The following is a 16,910-nucleotide window of genomic DNA, read 5'->3' on the forward strand; positions in this document are numbered from 1 at the left end:
GGGGTCATAAAAATGGGTTATCAGCCGGACAAAAGTCGTTATCAGACAATGGAGTATCGCCGCTGCGGGCGAAGCGGGCTCAGGTTGCCCGCCGTCTCGCTCGGGCTGTGGCATAATTTTGGTGACGCCACGCTTCTCGAAAACAGCCGTCAACTTTTACAGCGCGCGTTCGATCTGGGTATTACGCATTTCGACCTTGCCAATAACTATGGTCCCCCGCCGGGGTCCGCCGAGCGTAATTTCGGCCGTATTTTGCAGGAGGATTTCCTCCCCTGGCGCGACGAGCTGATTGTCTCCACGAAAGCGGGATATACCATGTGGGACGGCCCTTACGGCGACTGGGGATCGCGCAAATATCTGCTGGCAAGCCTCGATCAAAGCCTGAAGCGCATGGGGCTGGAGTATGTCGATATCTTTTATCATCACCGTCCTGACCCGCAAACGCCGCTGCAGGAAACCATGAAAGCGCTTGACCATCTGGTGCGCCAGGGCAAAGCCCTGTATGTCGGGTTATCCAACTATCCTGCCGAGCTGGCGCGAAAAGCGATTGATATCCTTAACGATCTGGGCACACCCTGCCTGATCCACCAGCCGAAATACTCGATGTTCGAACGTGCGCCGGAAGAGGGTTTGCTGGATGTTCTGCAGGAAAAAGGGGTCGGCTGTATTCCCTTCTCGCCCCTTGCAGGCGGACAGTTGACCAACCGGTATCTTAACGGTATTCCCGCCGATTCCCGTGCGGCAAGCGGCAGTCAATTCCTTAATCCGAATCAGATCACCGAAGAGAAGCTGGAGAAGGTACGCAAGCTAAACGCCCTGGCGGAAAGCCGCGGCCAGAAACTCTCGCAGATGGCGCTGGCCTGGGTGTTACGCCATGAGGAGGTGACCTCGGTGCTGATTGGGGCAAGTAAAGCGGCTCAGATTGATGACGCTGTGGGCATGCTGAAAAACCGCCATTTTTCCACTGAGGAGCTGGCGCGTATTAACGAAATCCTGAATAGCTCAAAATAAAACCATTTTTAGCAAAAAGTGCTCTCATTCAGCAATTCGGAGTTGAGGCGATGAAACGAGGCTTTACCAACTCGTAATATTGCGTTAACAGGCCCCACGAAGGCCCCGATCGTGAAGGAGAAAGAGTATGTTCAGGTCACTGATTCTTGCAGCGGTATTACTGGCTTCAGCCCCACTAGTCGCCACTGCGGGCGAAATCACCCTGTTGCCATCAGTAAAATTACAAATTGGCGATCGTGACGACTACGGCAGATACTGGGACGGTGGCTACTGGCGCGACCGTGACTACTGGAACCGTCATTATGAATGGCGTGGTGACCGCTGGCGCAGGCATGATAACGGCCTGCATCGCGGCTGGTATAAAAATAACGCCTATGAACGCGGCTACCGCGAAGGCTGGAACGATCGTGACGACCGCCGCGGCGGCTGGGGTCACGGCGGAAAAGGACGCGGTGGTCACGGCCACGGTCGCCATTAATGCAAAAAGGAGCCTCCCGGCTCCTTTTTCTTTTATAGCCCCAGCGCTGTACCAATCAACAGCCATAGGTTTAGCGCTACGACCACCACCACAATCGCCCAACCGGTTCGTTTTACCAGCGTCGTATTAACCAGTTCGCCCATCAGAGTTTTGTTGCTGGTGAAAATCAGCAGTGGCACCAGCGCCAGCGCAATACCAAAGCTCAGCAGCACCTGGCTCATCACCAGAATTCGCGTGGGATCGAGCCCCATCAGAATCACAACAAATGACGGCAGCATGGTGACAAAACGACGCACCCACAGCGGAATATGGAAACGCACAAAACCCTGCATAACCACCTGCCCTGCCAGCGTCCCCACGACCGTGGAAGAGAGGCCGGCAGCGACCAGGCTCAGACCAAATATCGTGGCAGCAGCATGGCTCAACAACGGCTCCAGCGTGAGATACGCCTGATCGAGATCGGCAATACCCGTATGACCGTTAAAGTGGAAAGCGGCAGCGGCGGTGGCCATCATCGCCAGATTCACAAAACCCGCGATGGTCATGGCGATAGCCACGTCCCATTTGGTTGCAGAATACCGCTCTTTGCGCGTCCCGCCGTGCAGATGCTGGGTCAGCGAGGAGTGCAAATAGATGACATGCGGCATGATGGTCGCCCCAAGTACCCCGGCGGCCAGGAACACCGCTTCCGAGGTTGGCAGGCTTGGGATCACCATGCCTTTCCCGAGCTGTGCCAGGTTCGGCTGTGAGAAAATCAGCTCAACGATGTACGCCGCAGCGACAAACAGCAGCAGACCACCAATGACCTTCTCCAGCGGTTTTTGCCCCCGACGCTGCAGCATCAGGATCAGGAACGTGGCAATCCCGGTCAGTACCGCCCCCTGTAACAGCGATACGCCCAGAATCAGCTTAAAGCCTATCGCCGCGCCGATAAACTCAGCGAGGTCGGTTGCCATGGCGATGATTTCTGCCTGAACCCAGTAGAGCCAGACCGCCGGACGCGGATAGTGGTCGCGGATTTGCTCCGCCAGGTTTTTCCCCGTGGCAATCCCCAGCTTTGCAGAGAGCATCTGAATCAGCATCGCCATCAGGTTAGCCCAGACGACCACCCACAGCAGCTTATAGCCGAAGCTGGCCCCGGCCTGAATATTGGTCGCAAAATTACCCGGATCGATATAGCCGATGGCAGCAATGAACGCAGGTCCCATTAATGCGAACCGCAACTTGCGCGCTGCTCTGCCACTGCTACCCTCTACGCGACTGTTTGTCATTCTCTGCCTCTGGAAATATAGCCTTTGCTATGTTTAATGCTATCAAAATGAGAATGATTATCAAGATCATTTGAGTGGTTTGAAATGATTTCTCTGATAGCTAAGAACGATAGATGGGCAGGTGGTGCGACATCACAGAATGTGAAAATGCACGGTCATTAGTGAAGCGTAGCACACAAACTTAACTTTTCACTCATTTACCTAACATAACAAAAATGTATTGTGGATCACTAATTTTGAGACTCGTCACAGGATGTAACTATAGTGTGCCCTTGATCTCGTTTTCTTTTCGCTTGTTACATAGAATGTGCACGAAAATTAAACCTGCCTCATATTTGGAGCAAATATGGACCGCGTCCTTCATTTTGTCCTGGCACTTGTTGTCGTTACTGCACTCGCATTGCTGGTCAGCACAGACCGCAAAAAAATTCGTATTCGTTATGTTGTCCAGCTGCTGGTCATTGAAGTTTTACTTGCGTGGTTCTTCCTGAACTCCAACGTAGGCCTCGGCTTCGTGAAAGGCTTCTCCGAAATGTTCGAAAAGCTGCTCGGATTCGCCAACGAAGGGACAAACTTTGTCTTCGGTAAAATGAACGACGAAGGTCTGGCGTTCTTCTTCCTGAAGGTACTGTGCCCCATCGTCTTCATCTCCGCGCTCATCGGTATTCTGCAGCATATCCGCGTTCTGCCGTTCGTTATTCGTGGAATTGGTTTCCTATTATCCAAAGTGAACGGCATGGGCAAGCTGGAATCTTTCAACGCCGTAAGCTCCCTGATCCTCGGTCAGTCTGAGAACTTCATCGCGTATAAAGATATCCTCGGCAAAATGTCCCGTAACCGCATGTACACCATGGCGGCAACCGCAATGTCTACCGTTTCCATGTCTATCGTGGGCGCGTATATGACCATGCTGGAGCCAAAATATGTGGTTGCAGCGCTGGTACTGAACATGTTCAGCACCTTTATCGTTCTGTCGATTATCAACCCGTACCGCGTTGACGCCAGCGAAGAGAACATCCAGATGTCTAACCTGCACGAAGGTCAGAGCTTCTTCGAAATGCTGGGTGAGTACATTCTGGCTGGTTTCAAAGTGGCGATTATCGTTGCCGCTATGCTGATCGGCTTCATTGCGCTGATTTCTGCGCTGAACGCCCTGTTCGCTGCGGTGTTGGGTATCTCCTTCCAGGGCATTCTGGGCTACATCTTCTATCCTGTTGCATGGGTGATGGGTGTTCCGGCTCACGAAGCGCTGCAGGTAGGCAGTATCATGGCGACCAAGCTGGTTTCTAACGAATTCGTTGCGATGATGGATCTGCAGAAAATCGCCAGCACGCTTTCTCCGCGCGCGGAAGGCATTCTGTCCGTATTCCTGGTTTCCTTCGCCAACTTCTCGTCCATCGGCATTATCGCCGGCGCGATTAAAGGCCTGAACGAAGAGCAGGGTAACGTGGTTTCTCGCTTTGGCCTGAAGCTGGTTTACGGCTCCACCCTGGTGAGCGTTCTGTCTGCTTCTATCGCAGCACTGGTACTGTAACGTTTACCGTTAAAACAAAAACCGGGAGTCTGGCTCCCGGTTTTTTTATGCCCGCAGTTCTTTAAGCGGTTTGGGTTTGCCTATCAGATAGCCCTGCAGATAGTCCACGCCAAAGCGAAGCAGCATCTCCCGCTGCGCCGGTGTTTCTACATATTCCGCGACAACGCACAGCGATTTTGTTTTCGCCAGATTACACATCGACTGGACGATCATCGCATCCATATCATCAGTGCAAATATCTTTAACAAAGCAGCCGTCAATTTTAATGATATCTGCCTGCAGACGTCTGAGACGCTCGTAGTTGGCATAGCCGGTGCCAAAATCATCAATGGCAATCCGGAAACCGTAATCCCTCAGCTGTTGAATATTATTGATGCTGCTGCCGGAATTAGAGAAGGCCTGCTCTTCAGTGATCTCAATCACCACGGTCTGAGGCGCAACGCCGTAGCGCTCAAACAGCGTACAAATCTCGGTCGCTACCTCCTGTTGCATAAGCGTGAGCGGCATCAGATTAACGGAGAAACGGGCCCCAGCCTGCTTCGCAGGGTGATCGCGCAGCCACTGCAGTAATTTTTCCATGACGCACATATCAAACCGGTGGCTGAGGTTGAACTGGGCAACCAGCGGAATAAAGCGATCCGGAGTGATGATCTCCCCTTCACTCTCCATACGCGTCAGAATTTCATAGTAGCCGCTACCGTCTGCCTTTTGGATCGGCTGCACGTATAAATGGAACCGATCCGTCTCAAGGGCATGCTTAATCCGCGCTAACATCAGAACACGCTCCGTTGTTTGCCCTGATGCTGCCTCCAGACTATTCGTCAGCGCAAGCACGTTGTGCCCCGCGCAAGATTGCTCAGCCAGCCAGCTCAGCTGCCCCAGCGTGTGATGTAAATTTTCACCGTTTTCCACCATCCCCCAGGAGGCACCAAACTCAATATCCAGCCCGGTGTTGTTCCAGAAAATCTTTCGGCTGTTCAGCCGATCGACTATATGCTGTAGACGCTCTGCAATTTCGGGCCCCAGCAATACAACCACCAGCTCGCTTCCGGGCAACTGGAACAGCATCTCATTCTTTTGCAAAAGCGGCTGCAGCGACGTGGCAATCGTTCGTTTGCAATGGACCCGCATGAGGATCCCGTAGTGGCGGCTCAAAAATTCCAGGTTATCCATGCGCAACAAACAAACTTTGGCCTCTGGATGCATCTCAAGATGCTCTTCCAGCGCACGAATATTGGGTAAACCGGTCAGCGGATCGGTGAGCGCCCTGCCCTGCCACCCCCGCTTCAGCCACTCGCTGCGCTGGTAAATCCGCGACATGTAAAGCAAGCAGATGGCAAAAGAGATCAGCACGGACAGAATAAAGGAGAGCGAATGGCCTGTTTCCACCCCGTTCAGGAAGTTGTAGTTGTAGGTCAACAGCAGAAGCGCTGAAGCAGCCCACAGCAGAGAGATAAGCGCGTAGGTCAGGCGGCTTATCGCAAGGGTAAAAAGAATAAAAATCAGCGGCATTAAATAGCCCGCAATAACGGGTGATTCAAAAGGCGCGCATAAAACGGCGAGGCTGAAGCCTAAAAGCATCAGCCAGACAAATATATATAATGAATTCTTGTGGAAAAACACGGGCTTCACGCTTCTCCGCCAGAAGGTGATGGCATAGCGGGGATTAATTATCATTCTTAACGGGTAATAGAACATCATGGTAAAAATCAGCGCCGCGCAAATCAGGCTTTGAATATCCACGACGTTATAAATTACCGTTCCTTCGCCGAAGAAAGTGGAGATAGTTACCGGGAAATCAAATAAATAGCCCGCCAAATACATCGACAGCTTAATGCCGACGGGAACGATAAAACCGAGCCAGAATATACGTAACCCGACGTGCTTGTTTGGGATGCAGTAGCGCCAGCGCTTGCCCAGCATGAGGCGCAGAAGGCCACACGCCGTGAACAATGCAAAAGTCTGACAAAACAGTAATACTGAATATTGTAGCGGCGCTAAATTAACATAAAATAAATTAGTGACAGTAAAACCTAACAAAATGGGAAGAACGGCACGGCGACCAAATAACAGAATTACCGCCAGCATTACGCTCAGGGGTAACCACGCTAAATAAACGTCGTGACCATTTACCATTGCACGGGGAGAGAGATAACGGGAAAAAGGAACCGCAATCAGGCATATCGCCAGGGCAATTATAAATATCTTTACATTATTGTACGTTTTTCTATTCATTAAGCTGATGAGATTATTATCCGTTCATTTTATTGACCGCATGGATAATAGGTTTATTAATTGCACGAATCAAGTTGAAGTCTATTTATAGACTGGTTTATTGATTTCGATTGAGGTCAGGTACAGGAATACCTTCTTTTTGATAACAAAAGCGGGGAAGGATTTTACAAACGGATAAAAAAAACCCTCGTCTTTTGACGAGGGTTTAAAATTTTGGTGGAGCTAAGCGGGATCGAACCGCTGACCTCTTGCATGCCATGCAAGCGCTCTCCCAGCTGAGCTATAGCCCCACATGTCACTTTACTAACCGCACTCTGTTGGGTTCAGAGTTTGGTGGAGCTAAGCGGGATCGAACCGCTGACCTCCTGCATGCCATGCAGGCGCTCTCCCAGCTGAGCTATAGCCCCATCGTAAAGCTGTCATGTTGACGGGCGGCATAATATGAATTCCGCCGCGGAGTGTCAACGGCAAAATCAATGACTGCAGTTCAATCGCCGAAAAATCATGCAAATGAATCACTTTGCGAGCCTGCTCGCAGTCATGAGTTAAGCCTGTCACGTTTTCATGTAAAACGGTGCTATAAAATGAGCCGTTAATTAACCCCACGGATATTCAGGAAATTGCATGATCAAGGAACGAATGACGCCGGAAGAGTTAGCCCTGCTCACTGGCTATAGCCGACAGACCATCAATAAATGGGTACGCAAAGAGGGTTGGATAACGTCACCTAAGCCTGGCGTCCAGGGGGGTAAAGCACGCCTGGTGCATGTGAACGAAAAGGTGCGTGACTTTATTCGCAGCGCACGCCGGGCAACGGAAACATCCGCTATGCCTGACGGCATCAGCACTGACGGTTCGCTTCATACCCTACTCGTGACGCTGGCCAATGAAATGACGCCGGAAGAGCAGAAGCAGATGACATCGCTGCTATTGCGGGAAGGGATTACCGGTTTGTTGCAACGTTTAGGGATTCGCGACCAGAATTAATATGAAAAGACTACGTAGCAAAATGACCACGGAAGAGCTGGCGGAGAATTTGGGTGTTGCCAGACAAACGGTAAATCGCTGGATACGGCAACAGGGGTGGAAAACCGAAGGACTCAATGGCGTAAAAGGCGGTCGGGCGCGGCTCATTCACGTTGATGCGCGCGTGAAGGAGCATATTATGAGCCTCCCGGCTATCCGTAACCGCCAGGCGGTTTATCATCTGGCCGAGGTAACCTCATCCTACAATGAACAGCCTTCACGTCTGCGTCCGGGCATTATCGAAACGCTGGAGAGTATGACCGAGCTTGAACAGCAGCGTCTGGATACCTTACTGAAGCGCGAAGGCATACGCGGTTTTCTTACTCGTCTGGGTATTGCTGAATGAAAGGCAAAAAAAACGGCAGGATACCCTGCCGTTTTTCTTATAGATGGCTTAATTACTGCTGATTTTCACGTTCTGCAATAAAATCCAGCGCCTTGTTGATGCGCGCCACGCTGCGTGACTTGCCGATGGCATGGACAGTCACGTCCAGCGCCGGAGACTGACCCGCACCGGTTACCGCAACGCGCAGCGGCATGCCGACTTTGCCCATGCCGACTTCCAGTTCGTCTGCGGTCGCCTGAATGGCGTGATGCACATTCTCAGCGTTCCACTCGGTGAGCGCAGCCAGCTTGTCACGCACCACTTCCAGCGGCTGACGCGCAACCGGGCGAAGGTGCTTCTTCGCGGCGTCGGCGTCAAACTCATCAAACTCTTCATAGAAGTAGCGGCAGCTTTCGGCAATTTCTTTCAGCGTTTTGCAGCGCTCGCCGAGCAGTTTAACCAGATCCGCCAGCTCAGGGCCGGTGCGGGTATCAATATTTGCCTGCTCAATGTGCCACTGCAGGTACGTCGCCACATATTCCGGCGGCATGGTATTGATGTAGTGATGGTTCAGCCACAGCAGCTTGTCGGTGTTGAATGCGCTGGCAGATTTGCTCACAGAGCTCAGAGAGAACAGCTCGATCATCTCTTCGCGGCTGAAGATCTCCTGGTCGCCGTGAGCCCAGCCCAGACGCACCAGATAGTTCAGCAGCGCTTCCGGCAGATAGCCATCGTCGCGATACTGCATGACGCTGACCGCACCGTGACGTTTAGACAGCTTTTTACCGTCGTCGCCGTTGATCATGGAGACGTGCGCGTAGACCGGAACAGGTGCATTCAGCGCTTTCAGGATGTTGATCTGGCGCGGAGTATTGTTGATATGGTCTTCACCGCGGATAACGTGGGTAATTTCCATATCCCAGTCATCAACCACAACGCAGAAGTTATAGGTTGGGGATCCGTCGGTGCGGCGAATGATCAGATCGTCCAGCTCCTGGTTGCTGAATTCGATCGGGCCACGGATCTGGTCGTCGAAAATCACCGAGCCATCCTGCGGGTTAGCAAAACGCACCACGCAAGGCTCATCAGCGGCATGCTCGCTATGATCGTGGCGGCAGCGGCCGTCATAACGCGGTTTTTCACCGTTCGCCATCTGCTCTTCACGCAGCGCATCCAGACGCTCTTTGGAGCAGTAGCACTTATACGCCGTACCCGCGACCAGCATCTCATCGATGACAGCGTTATAGCGGTCAAAACGTTTGGTCTGGAAATACGGGCCTTCGTCCCACTGCAGGTTCAGCCAGTTCATACCATCCATAATGGCTTCAATTGCTTCCGGCGTGGAGCGCTCAAGATCGGTGTCTTCTATACGCAGCACGAACTCACCTTTGTTGTGGCGTGCAAAAAGCCAGGAATAGAGAGCAGTACGAGCACCACCGACGTGCAGATAGCCTGTCGGGCTCGGCGCGAAGCGAGTTTTGATTTTCATGAAATGGCCTTACGTTATAAAGATGCCGGCAATCGGCAAATCCCGGGGAAAAAACGATGGGCAATATTCTATCACTGTGGGGGGATTCCTCAATGTCGATCCCTTTATCGTGGCGGAGTTTGCTGTTTTTGTTTAGAAATCATGCGCCACCGCCCGTTTTGCGATCGTTTTGTTTAATTTTACGACGAACGAATAAAAACTTTAGAAAATGCGTTGACTCATTTTCAACTCTCCCTATAATGCGACTCCACACAGCGGGGGTGATTAGCTCAGTTGGTAGAGCATCTCCTTTACACGGAGGGGGTCGGCGGTTCGAGCCCGTCATCACCCACCATCTACTTAGGTAGACTCGCAGTGTAGATAAGAATTGAGATTGGGCGATTAGCTCAGTTGGTAGAGCATCTCCTTTACACGGAGGGGGTCGGCGGTTCGAGCCCGTCATCGCCCACCATTCTCACCTTATCGCAGCAGTTCCGAAATGGGCGATTAGCTCAGTTGGTAGAGCATCTCCTTTACACGGAGGGGGTCGGCGGTTCGAGCCCGTCATCGCCCACCATTTCGGGTCGTTAGCTCAGTTGGTAGAGCAGTTGACTTTTAATCAATTGGTCGCAGGTTCGAATCCTGCACGACCCACCAATGTAAAAAAGCGCCCTAAAGGCGCTTTTTTGCTATCTGTAATATAATCGGGTGTTGATCGTATAAGCCCCGAACCAACTCCCCAGATATGGCAGTTTTCCTCAAGCTAATCCCGTCGGTGCCGATACCTCTGTTTTATAGCGCGAGGAAAAAGTATGACGACCATTCAGGCTTCAACCCAACCCATTCAAACCAGCGGCGGCGGGAGCGGCGCTTCCGGCAGTAACGATATCGCGGCGCAAATCAGCCGCATTACCGATAAGATCAAAAAGCTGACCCAGCAGTTAAAAGAGCTGGCAAACAGCTCCGGCAGTGCAGATGAGAAGAAGAAGCAGCAGGAACTGATTCAGACCCAGATCAAAGTGCTGCAGGCGCAGCTCGCGGCGCTGCAGCGCCAGCAGGCCGAAGAGGCCCAGAAAAAGCAGGATCAAAAGATGGGCAAAGTGGAAGGGGTTAACAGCCCGTCAGACAATCATCAGATTGATATCTACATCTAATCGTCTGATGCGTTAAACAGTGGGTCGCGTATGCGGGCCTCGGTTAATCGTTGTGCCTGGATACGCACCACTTCCCAGATAGCCTGCGCCGCACCCGAGAGTGAGCGATTTTTTCGCCGCACCAGCATCAGCTTTCGCTCGACAACGGGCGTCAGCCGCTTCACCGCCAGCCGGTTTCCCTGCGGCAGGGGAAGCGCCAGGGCGGGCAGCACGCTGATGCCAATTCCGGCTTCCACCATGGGAAACAGCGTGGCCGGGTGACCTATCTCCTGCACGATCGTTGCGTTAACGCCCTGATTCACCAGCGCGGAATCAATCAGCGGACGGCTGCCTGAGGCATAATCCTGCAATACCAGGTTCGCCCCCTGCAGGGACTGCCAGCTGACCTCCGGCAACGCTGCCAGCGGATCGTCATCACGGCAGAGCAGCAAAAAGGGCTCAGAAAGAACGCTTTCGCATTCCAGATCGCTCACCTGGCCGGGGTCGATCACAATACCAAAATCCACATCCCCCTGGCGGATGCTCTCCAGCACCCACTGCTGCGGCCTGTCATGCAGAACAAAATCAATATCAGGGTAGCGATGGTTTCCCTCGGCGATACACTGCGGGATAAGGTGCGCGGATATCGTCTGGCTGGCCGCAACCCGCACGGTGCCCGACAGCTGCTGTCCCAGCCTCCCCACGTCTCTGAGCGTGCTGTTGAGCTCATCCAGCAGCCGTTCGAGGCGCAGGGCCAGCTGCTGTCCCGCTTCGGTCAGGACCACTTCGCGCGTGGTGCGGTCAAGCAGCCTAACGCCGGTCTGATTTTCCAGCTCTTTCACGCTGTGGCTGACCGCCGACTGGCTCAGGCCAATCATCTCCCCTGCCCGGCTGAAGCTGCGGGCATGGGCGACGGTGACGAAAATGCGAAGCTGGCGTAGGGAATAATTCATCTGTTTAATTCATGAATGGATGCAATAAATCAATTTTATTTCTCAAATGGAAAAAAGCACAATAGCGACATCTGTTTTCAGGAGTCATTATGAAACTATTTCGTATTCTTGATCCGTTTACGCTTACGCTGGTGGCTACCGTTTTACTGGCCTCGTTCTTACCCGCCCGCGGCGGTTTCGTCCCGTTTTTTGAGGGGCTGACGACGGCCGCCATCGCGCTGCTGTTCTTTATGCACGGCGCAAAACTCTCCCGCGAAGCGATTATCGCTGGCGGTAGCCACTGGCGACTGCACCTCTGGGTAATGTGCAGCACGTTCATTCTGTTCCCGATCCTCGGGGTGCTGTTTGCCTGGTGGGCGCCGGTTAACGTCGACCCGGCGCTCTACACCGGTTTCCTGTATCTCTGTATTCTCCCGGCCACCGTGCAGTCCGCTATTGCCTTTACCTCTCTTGCCGGAGGGAACGTTGCGGCCGCGGTCTGCTCGGCATCGGCATCCAGCCTGTTAGGGATTTTCGTCTCCCCGCTGCTGGTGGGCCTGCTGATGAACATGCACGGCGCGGAAGGTAACCTTGAGCAGGTCGGCAAAATCTGCCTGCAGCTGCTGCTGCCGTTTGTTCTCGGGCATCTCTCGCGTCCGTGGACCGGGGCGTTTGTGGCGAAGCACAAGAAATGGATCTCCAAAACCGACCAGTCGTCGATTCTGCTGGTAGTCTATTCCGCCTTCAGCGAAGCGGTCGTGAACGGGATCTGGCATAAGGTGGGCGCAGGCTCGCTGCTGTTTATCGTGGTGGTCAGCCTCGTTCTGCTGGCAATTGTCATTGCGGTAAACGTTTTTGTGGCGCGCAAATGCGGCTTCAGCAAAGCCGATGAGATCACCATTGTCTTCTGCGGCTCCAAAAAGAGCCTGGCGAACGGCATCCCGATGGCGAACATTCTGTTCCCCACCTCGATGATCGGGATGATGGTGCTGCCGCTGATGATTTTCCACCAGATCCAGCTGATGGTCTGCGCGGTGCTGGCGCGTCGCTACAAGCGCCAGACGGAAAAACTGGCGCAGGAAGAGACCCGCGCCGCGAAGGCTTAAGGACGCTTCAGGGGCTGCACCAGCTGGGTCAGCCCCTCGGTTTTAATCAGTAGCGTAATAGCCATCAGCTCGCCCAGTCGCCCTGCAGGAAATTCATCCTTGCGGGCAAACCACAGCAGATACTCCTCCGGCAAATCGATCAGCCTGCGGCCCTTATATTTACCGAACGGCATCTCCGTATTGGCTATCTCAACGAGCTGCTCTTTCTCCACGTTACTCTCCTAACAGACGCATCATTTCCGCTTCGTCGATAACTTCAATGCCGAGCTCCTGGGCTTTCGCCAGCTTCGACCCCGCCGCTTCCCCGGCAATCACCAGGTCGGTTTTCTTCGACACGCTGCCCGCCACTTTGGCCCCCAGCGCCACCAGACGCGCTTTTGCATCATCGCGTGAAAGCTGGCTGAGGCTACCGGTTAGCACCACGGTTTTACCGGCAAATGGACTGTCGATCTCTTCGGCGTTGACCACCACCGGCGCGGGCCATTTAATGCCCTCTTCCAGCAGCTTGCCGATGACCTCGCGGTTGCTCTCTTCGGCAAAAAAGTTAAAGACGTGCGTGGCGACGACGATGCCGACGTCCGGCACTTTCTGCAGCTCGTCGATGCTTGCCTTTTCCAGTGCCTCCAGCGTACCAAAGTACGCGGCTAAACCTGCCGCCGTCGCTTCGCCGACTTCACGAATGCCCAGCGCGTACAGGAAGCGGGCGAAGGTCGTCTCTTTCGCCGCTTCCAGCGCGTTAACCACGTTCTGGGCTGACTTCGGCCCCATGCGATCCAGGCCGGTCAGTTTGCCCGCCGTCAGCCTGAACAGATCCGCTGGCGTATGGACATACTCTTTCTCAACCAGCTGATCGATAATCTTGTCGCCCATGCCGTCAACGTCCATTGCGCGGCGGGAGACGAAGTGCTTAAGCGACTCTTTACGCTGCGCACCACAGATCAGGCCGCCCGTACAGCGGGCCACCGCTTCGCCTTCCACGCGCTCTACGTCAGAGCCGCATACCGGGCAGTGGGTCGGGAAGACGACCTCGCGCGTATCGTCAGGACGCTCTGACTCAACAACGTTCACCACCTGCGGGATAACATCGCCCGCGCGGCGAATCACCACTTTGTCACCAATGCGCAGGCCCAGGCGTTCGATTTCATCGGCGTTATGCAGCGTAGCGTTACTCACCAGCACGCCCGCGACCTGCACCGGCTCCAGCCGTGCGACCGGGGTAATCGCGCCCGTACGCCCCACCTGGAACTCCACGTCGCGAACGAAGGTCATCTGCTCCTGGGCAGGGAACTTAAACGCCACCGCCCAGCGCGGCGCGCGCGCCACAAAGCCCAGCTGCTCCTGCAGCGCCAGCGAATTGACCTTGATGACAACGCCATCAATATCAAAGCCGAGCGTCGGGCGGTCCTCTTCCACTTTGTGGTAGAACGCCAGCACCGCTTCCGGCGAGTCGCAGAGCTGAACGCGGTTGCTCACCGGCAGGCCCCAGGCTTTAAACTGCAGCAGACGCCCGAGGTGCGTATCCGGTAGTTCGCCGCCCTCCAGAATACCGACGCCGTAGCAGAAGAAAGTAAGCGGACGCTTCGCCGTAATGCGCGGGTCAAGCTGGCGCAGAGAGCCTGCCGCCGCGTTACGCGGGTTAGCAAACACTTTCCCACCGGTGCGACGCGCTTCTTCATTGATCTTTTCGAAGCCCGCCTGGGGCAGGAATACTTCCCCGCGCACTTCCAGACGCGCAGGAATGTTGTCCCCCTGCAGTTTCAGCGGGATCGCGCGAATGGTGCGCACGTTGGTGGTGATGTCTTCCCCCGTTGTGCCGTCGCCACGCGTGGCGGCGCGCACCAGCACGCCGTTTTCATAGAGAAGGCTGACCGCCAGGCCGTCGAGCTTCAGCTCGCAGCACCAGGTGAGGGAATCGCTGCTTTTCAGACGGTCCTGCACGCGCTTGTTAAACGCGAGGAAGCTCTCTTCATCAAAGACGTTATCCAGCGACAGCATCGGTACTTCGTGACGCACCTGGCTGAATGCCCCCAGCGGCTCGGCGCCGACGCGCTGGGTCGGGGAATCCGGCGTAATCAGTTCCGGGTGCTGCGCCTCCAGCTCGCGCAGCTCGCGCATCAGCCGGTCATACTCCGCATCCGGCACTTCCGGTGCGTCCATAACATGATAGAGATATTCATGATGGCGAAGCGTGGTTCGCAGTTCAGTGAGTTGTTGTTCGATTGAGTCCATATCGCACCATCAATGAGAAAAAACCCCCGACAGGCGGGGGTTGAGGAGGAGTTGAAGTAAACGCGACGATTACGCGTTGGCTTCCTTAACTTCGCGGATGCGGTCCTGATACTCGCGCAGCTTCTGCGGGGTCATCATTCGACGCTGATCGTCGAGCACCACACCACCTACTTCATCAGCGATGTGCTGCGCGGACTGCAGCATCAGCTTGAAGTTTTGCAGCTCATCGCCGTAGGACGGCACCTGCATAAAGATAGTGACACCCGGCGTCACAAAATCACCGGTCATTTCCGGATCGAAGGTGCCTGGGTTGACCATATTGGCCAGGCTAAACAGCGCCGGGCCGCTACCGTCAGGGCTCAGGTGGCGATGGAAAATATTCATATCGCCAAACTTGAAGCCTGCCTGTTGAATACTGTTGAGCAGCACGTCACCGTTGAGATGGCTGCCGTGATGCGCGGCCACGTTCATGATGATCACCGCTTCTTTACGCTGCGGCTTTTCAACAACCGGTTCAGGCTCGACGACCGGCTCTGGCTCAACGTGCGGAGCCGGAGCGGGCTGCGGCGCAGGCTGTACATGAACAGGCTGCTGCGGCTGTTGTACCGGCTGCGCAGGCTGCTGTTGCGTGGGCTGCTGCACAGGTTGGTGTTGAACCGGCTGTGGCGCAGCGGGCTGCTGTTGCACAGGCGGTTGCGGCGGCTGACGCACAGGTTCTTCCACTGGCTGCGGCGCTGGCTGGCGCGGCTGGGCAGAGGCATACGGCGGTTGATACTGGTGCTGCGGAGCGCGGGGGGCTTCATGCTCCCCATGAGCCGCGCCGGGCGCAGTATTGACCCGATGAACACGAACTTCACCCACGCCGTCGTCGTCGCTACCGGTGATGTCATCTTCAGTGTCATCATCATCACGACTGGACTTCATGCGCTTCAGTGGGCGATCGCGAAACATCGAGGAACGCTCTTTACGGCTGGTCCAGAAACCATGTACCAGTAAAGCGATTATGGCGATCGCGCCAACAATGATTAATATCAGACGCAAATCCTGCATCATTATATTCTCTGTTGTTCTAACACCTTGCCACCACGGCAAACATTTACTCACTAAGAGTATTTGCCGTTTACGTCAAGTGCAAGTGTGTGCAGAGCATTCGCAGCATAAAGATGAAGTAAATTGTGCTTTTTGCTGGTTTTTCGAACATTTCCGAACTGGTCATTGGTCCGCAAGTGGATAATATAGGCGGGCAATTCCACTGGTTGTGAAAAAAGGAGTACAGCCTGGTTATGGTTTCAACATCGTCTTCTCCCCCGCGCAGCGGCGTCTGGTATTTCTCTCAGGGCTGGAAACTGGTTTCACTGCCGGGTATCCGTCGCTTCGTCATTCTGCCGCTGTTGATCAACATCATTCTGATGGGCGGCGCGTTCTGGTGGCTGTTCACAAAGCTTGAAAGCTGGATCCCGTCGCTGATGAGCCACGTGCCGGACTGGCTGCAGTGGCTTAACTACCTGCTCTGGCCGGTGGCGGTTATCTCCGTGCTGCTGGTATTCGGCTATTTATTCTCAACGATTGCGAACTGGATAGCCGCGCCGTTTAACGGCCTGCTGGCGGAACAGCTGGAGGCGCGGCTTACCGGCGCGACGCCACCGGACACGGGCGTACTGGGGATCGTGAAAGATATCCCGCGCATTATGAAGCGCGAGTGGCAGAAGTTTGCCTGGTACCTCCCCCGCGCGGTTGTACTGCTTGCCCTCTACTTTGTCCCCGGCATTGGCCAGACGGTTGCGCCGGTGCTGTGGTTCCTGTTCAGCGCCTGGATGCTGGCCATCCAGTACTGTGACTATCCGTTCGATAACCACAAGGTGCCGTTTAAAGCGATGCGCACGGCCCTGCGCACCCGGAAGGTCGCCAATATGCAGTTTGGCGCGCTGACCAGCCTGTTCACCATGATTCCCTTCCTTAACCTGTTCATCATGCCGGTTGCGGTTTGCGGCGCGACGGCGATGTGGGTGGACTGCTACCGTGCTAAGCACGCGTTATGGAAATAATGCAAAAATGTGTAAAGCAGGGGTGGCTTATGCCGCCCCTTATTCCATACTGATCCCCATTATTTCCTTGCAGTATATAGATATGCGAATTCCTTACTTCCCCCTACCTGCTTAGCA

The 16,910-nt window shown here is 54.4% G+C and carries 15 protein-coding genes and 6 tRNA genes; 12 read left to right on the top strand and 9 right to left on the bottom strand.

Annotated elements, in window-relative coordinates:
* Positions 1 to 12: 12 nt before the first annotated feature.
* Positions 13 to 1,011 carry an L-glyceraldehyde 3-phosphate reductase gene (mgrA, locus tag OSH03_RS16975; RefSeq protein ID WP_266179646.1) on the top strand — a complete coding sequence of 333 codons (999 nt, stop codon included), beginning with the start codon at positions 13 to 15 and terminating at the stop codon, positions 1,009 to 1,011.
* Between the two features lie 127 nt (positions 1,012 to 1,138).
* Positions 1,139 to 1,489: a DUF2502 domain-containing protein gene (locus tag OSH03_RS16980; RefSeq protein ID WP_061097468.1), complete on the top strand. Its 351-nt coding sequence runs from the start codon at positions 1,139 to 1,141 to the stop codon at positions 1,487 to 1,489.
* 32 nt (positions 1,490 to 1,521) lie between these two features.
* Here the strand turns inward: OSH03_RS16980 and OSH03_RS16985 are convergent, their stop codons facing one another.
* Positions 1,522 to 2,760 carry an Nramp family divalent metal transporter gene (locus tag OSH03_RS16985; RefSeq protein ID WP_266179647.1) on the bottom strand — a complete coding sequence of 413 codons (1,239 nt, stop codon included), beginning with the start codon at positions 2,758 to 2,760 and terminating at the stop codon, positions 1,522 to 1,524.
* Positions 2,761 to 3,106: 346 nt separating this feature from the next.
* Here OSH03_RS16985 and OSH03_RS16990 point away from each other — a divergent pair, with 346 nt between their 5' ends.
* Positions 3,107 to 4,294, top strand: coding sequence for a NupC/NupG family nucleoside CNT transporter (locus OSH03_RS16990; RefSeq protein WP_061097466.1), 1,188 nt, complete (start codon positions 3,107 to 3,109; stop codon positions 4,292 to 4,294).
* A 45-nt stretch (positions 4,295 to 4,339) separates the two neighbouring features.
* On the opposite strand, the gene OSH03_RS16995 is transcribed toward OSH03_RS16990, so the two are convergent.
* From OSH03_RS16995 to OSH03_RS17005, 3 genes are all read right to left on the bottom strand, one after another.
* On the bottom strand, positions 4,340 to 6,529 hold the full coding sequence (locus OSH03_RS16995) for an EAL domain-containing protein (protein WP_253542917.1): 2,190 nt from the start codon (positions 6,527 to 6,529) through the stop codon (positions 4,340 to 4,342).
* A gap of 214 nt (positions 6,530 to 6,743) precedes the next feature.
* Positions 6,744 to 6,819, bottom strand: a tRNA-Ala gene (locus OSH03_RS17000).
* 41 nt (positions 6,820 to 6,860) lie between these two features.
* Positions 6,861 to 6,936 (bottom strand) — tRNA-Ala (locus tag OSH03_RS17005).
* A gap of 217 nt (positions 6,937 to 7,153) precedes the next feature.
* Here OSH03_RS17005 and OSH03_RS17010 point away from each other — a divergent pair.
* Positions 7,154 to 7,516 (top strand): YfeC-like transcriptional regulator, encoded by a 363-nt coding sequence (locus tag OSH03_RS17010; protein WP_253542919.1) that lies wholly within the window; start codon positions 7,154 to 7,156, stop codon positions 7,514 to 7,516.
* Between the two features lies 1 nt (position 7,517).
* Positions 7,518 to 7,901, top strand: a complete 384-nt coding sequence (locus tag OSH03_RS17015; RefSeq protein ID WP_266179648.1) for a YfeC-like transcriptional regulator — start codon at positions 7,518 to 7,520, stop codon at positions 7,899 to 7,901.
* 52 nt (positions 7,902 to 7,953) lie between these two features.
* On the opposite strand, the gene gltX is transcribed toward OSH03_RS17015, so the two are convergent.
* Positions 7,954 to 9,369: a glutamate--tRNA ligase gene (gene gltX, locus OSH03_RS17020; protein ID WP_061097461.1), complete on the bottom strand. Its 1,416-nt coding sequence runs from the start codon at positions 9,367 to 9,369 to the stop codon at positions 7,954 to 7,956.
* Positions 9,370 to 9,627: 258 nt separating this feature from the next.
* Between gltX and OSH03_RS17025 the strand changes: the two genes are divergently transcribed.
* The 5 genes from OSH03_RS17025 (at position 9,628) to OSH03_RS17045 (ending at position 10,502) form a co-directional block, all read left to right on the top strand.
* Positions 9,628 to 9,703: transfer RNA gene (locus OSH03_RS17025), tRNA-Val, on the top strand.
* A gap of 41 nt (positions 9,704 to 9,744) precedes the next feature.
* Positions 9,745 to 9,820: transfer RNA gene (locus tag OSH03_RS17030), tRNA-Val, on the top strand.
* A 29-nt stretch (positions 9,821 to 9,849) separates the two neighbouring features.
* Positions 9,850 to 9,925, top strand: a tRNA-Val gene (locus OSH03_RS17035).
* A 4-nt stretch (positions 9,926 to 9,929) separates the two neighbouring features.
* Positions 9,930 to 10,005 (top strand) — tRNA-Lys (locus tag OSH03_RS17040).
* A 155-nt stretch (positions 10,006 to 10,160) separates the two neighbouring features.
* A complete protein-coding gene (locus OSH03_RS17045; protein WP_266179649.1) occupies positions 10,161 to 10,502 on the top strand; it encodes a FlxA-like family protein in 342 nt (113 codons plus the stop codon).
* Here OSH03_RS17045 and OSH03_RS17050 read toward each other — a convergent pair.
* Positions 10,499 to 11,434 carry a LysR family transcriptional regulator gene (locus OSH03_RS17050; protein ID WP_253542922.1) on the bottom strand — a complete coding sequence of 312 codons (936 nt, stop codon included), beginning with the start codon at positions 11,432 to 11,434 and terminating at the stop codon, positions 10,499 to 10,501. The two genes, OSH03_RS17045 and OSH03_RS17050, sit on opposite strands and share 4 nt — an antisense overlap.
* An 89-nt stretch (positions 11,435 to 11,523) precedes the next feature.
* Between OSH03_RS17050 and OSH03_RS17055 the strand changes: the two genes are divergently transcribed.
* Positions 11,524 to 12,519 (top strand): bile acid:sodium symporter family protein, encoded by a 996-nt coding sequence (locus OSH03_RS17055; protein WP_266179650.1) that lies wholly within the window; start codon positions 11,524 to 11,526, stop codon positions 12,517 to 12,519.
* Here the strand turns inward: OSH03_RS17055 and OSH03_RS17060 are convergent.
* The 3 genes from OSH03_RS17060 to zipA form a co-directional block, all read right to left on the bottom strand.
* Positions 12,516 to 12,731 (bottom strand): DUF3820 family protein, encoded by a 216-nt coding sequence (locus tag OSH03_RS17060; protein ID WP_003861328.1) that lies wholly within the window; start codon positions 12,729 to 12,731, stop codon positions 12,516 to 12,518. The two genes, OSH03_RS17055 and OSH03_RS17060, sit on opposite strands and share 4 nt — an antisense overlap.
* A gap of 1 nt (position 12,732) precedes the next feature.
* Entirely contained in the window at positions 12,733 to 14,748 is a 2,016-nt protein-coding gene (gene ligA, locus OSH03_RS17065; RefSeq protein ID WP_028013993.1) for an NAD-dependent DNA ligase LigA, read from the bottom strand.
* A 69-nt stretch (positions 14,749 to 14,817) separates the two neighbouring features.
* Positions 14,818 to 15,801, bottom strand: a complete 984-nt coding sequence (gene zipA / locus OSH03_RS17070; RefSeq protein ID WP_266179651.1) for a cell division protein ZipA — start codon at positions 15,799 to 15,801, stop codon at positions 14,818 to 14,820.
* 230 nt (positions 15,802 to 16,031) lie between these two features.
* Between zipA and cysZ the strand changes: the two genes are divergently transcribed.
* Entirely contained in the window at positions 16,032 to 16,793 is a 762-nt protein-coding gene (cysZ, locus tag OSH03_RS17075; RefSeq protein ID WP_061097455.1) for a sulfate transporter CysZ, read from the top strand.
* Positions 16,794 to 16,910 lie beyond the last annotated feature (117 nt).

Origin of the sequence: Enterobacter nematophilus, assembly GCF_026344075.1 — a bacterium.
In the GTDB taxonomy this organism is placed as follows: Bacteria; Pseudomonadota; Gammaproteobacteria; order Enterobacterales; family Enterobacteriaceae; genus Enterobacter; species Enterobacter nematophilus.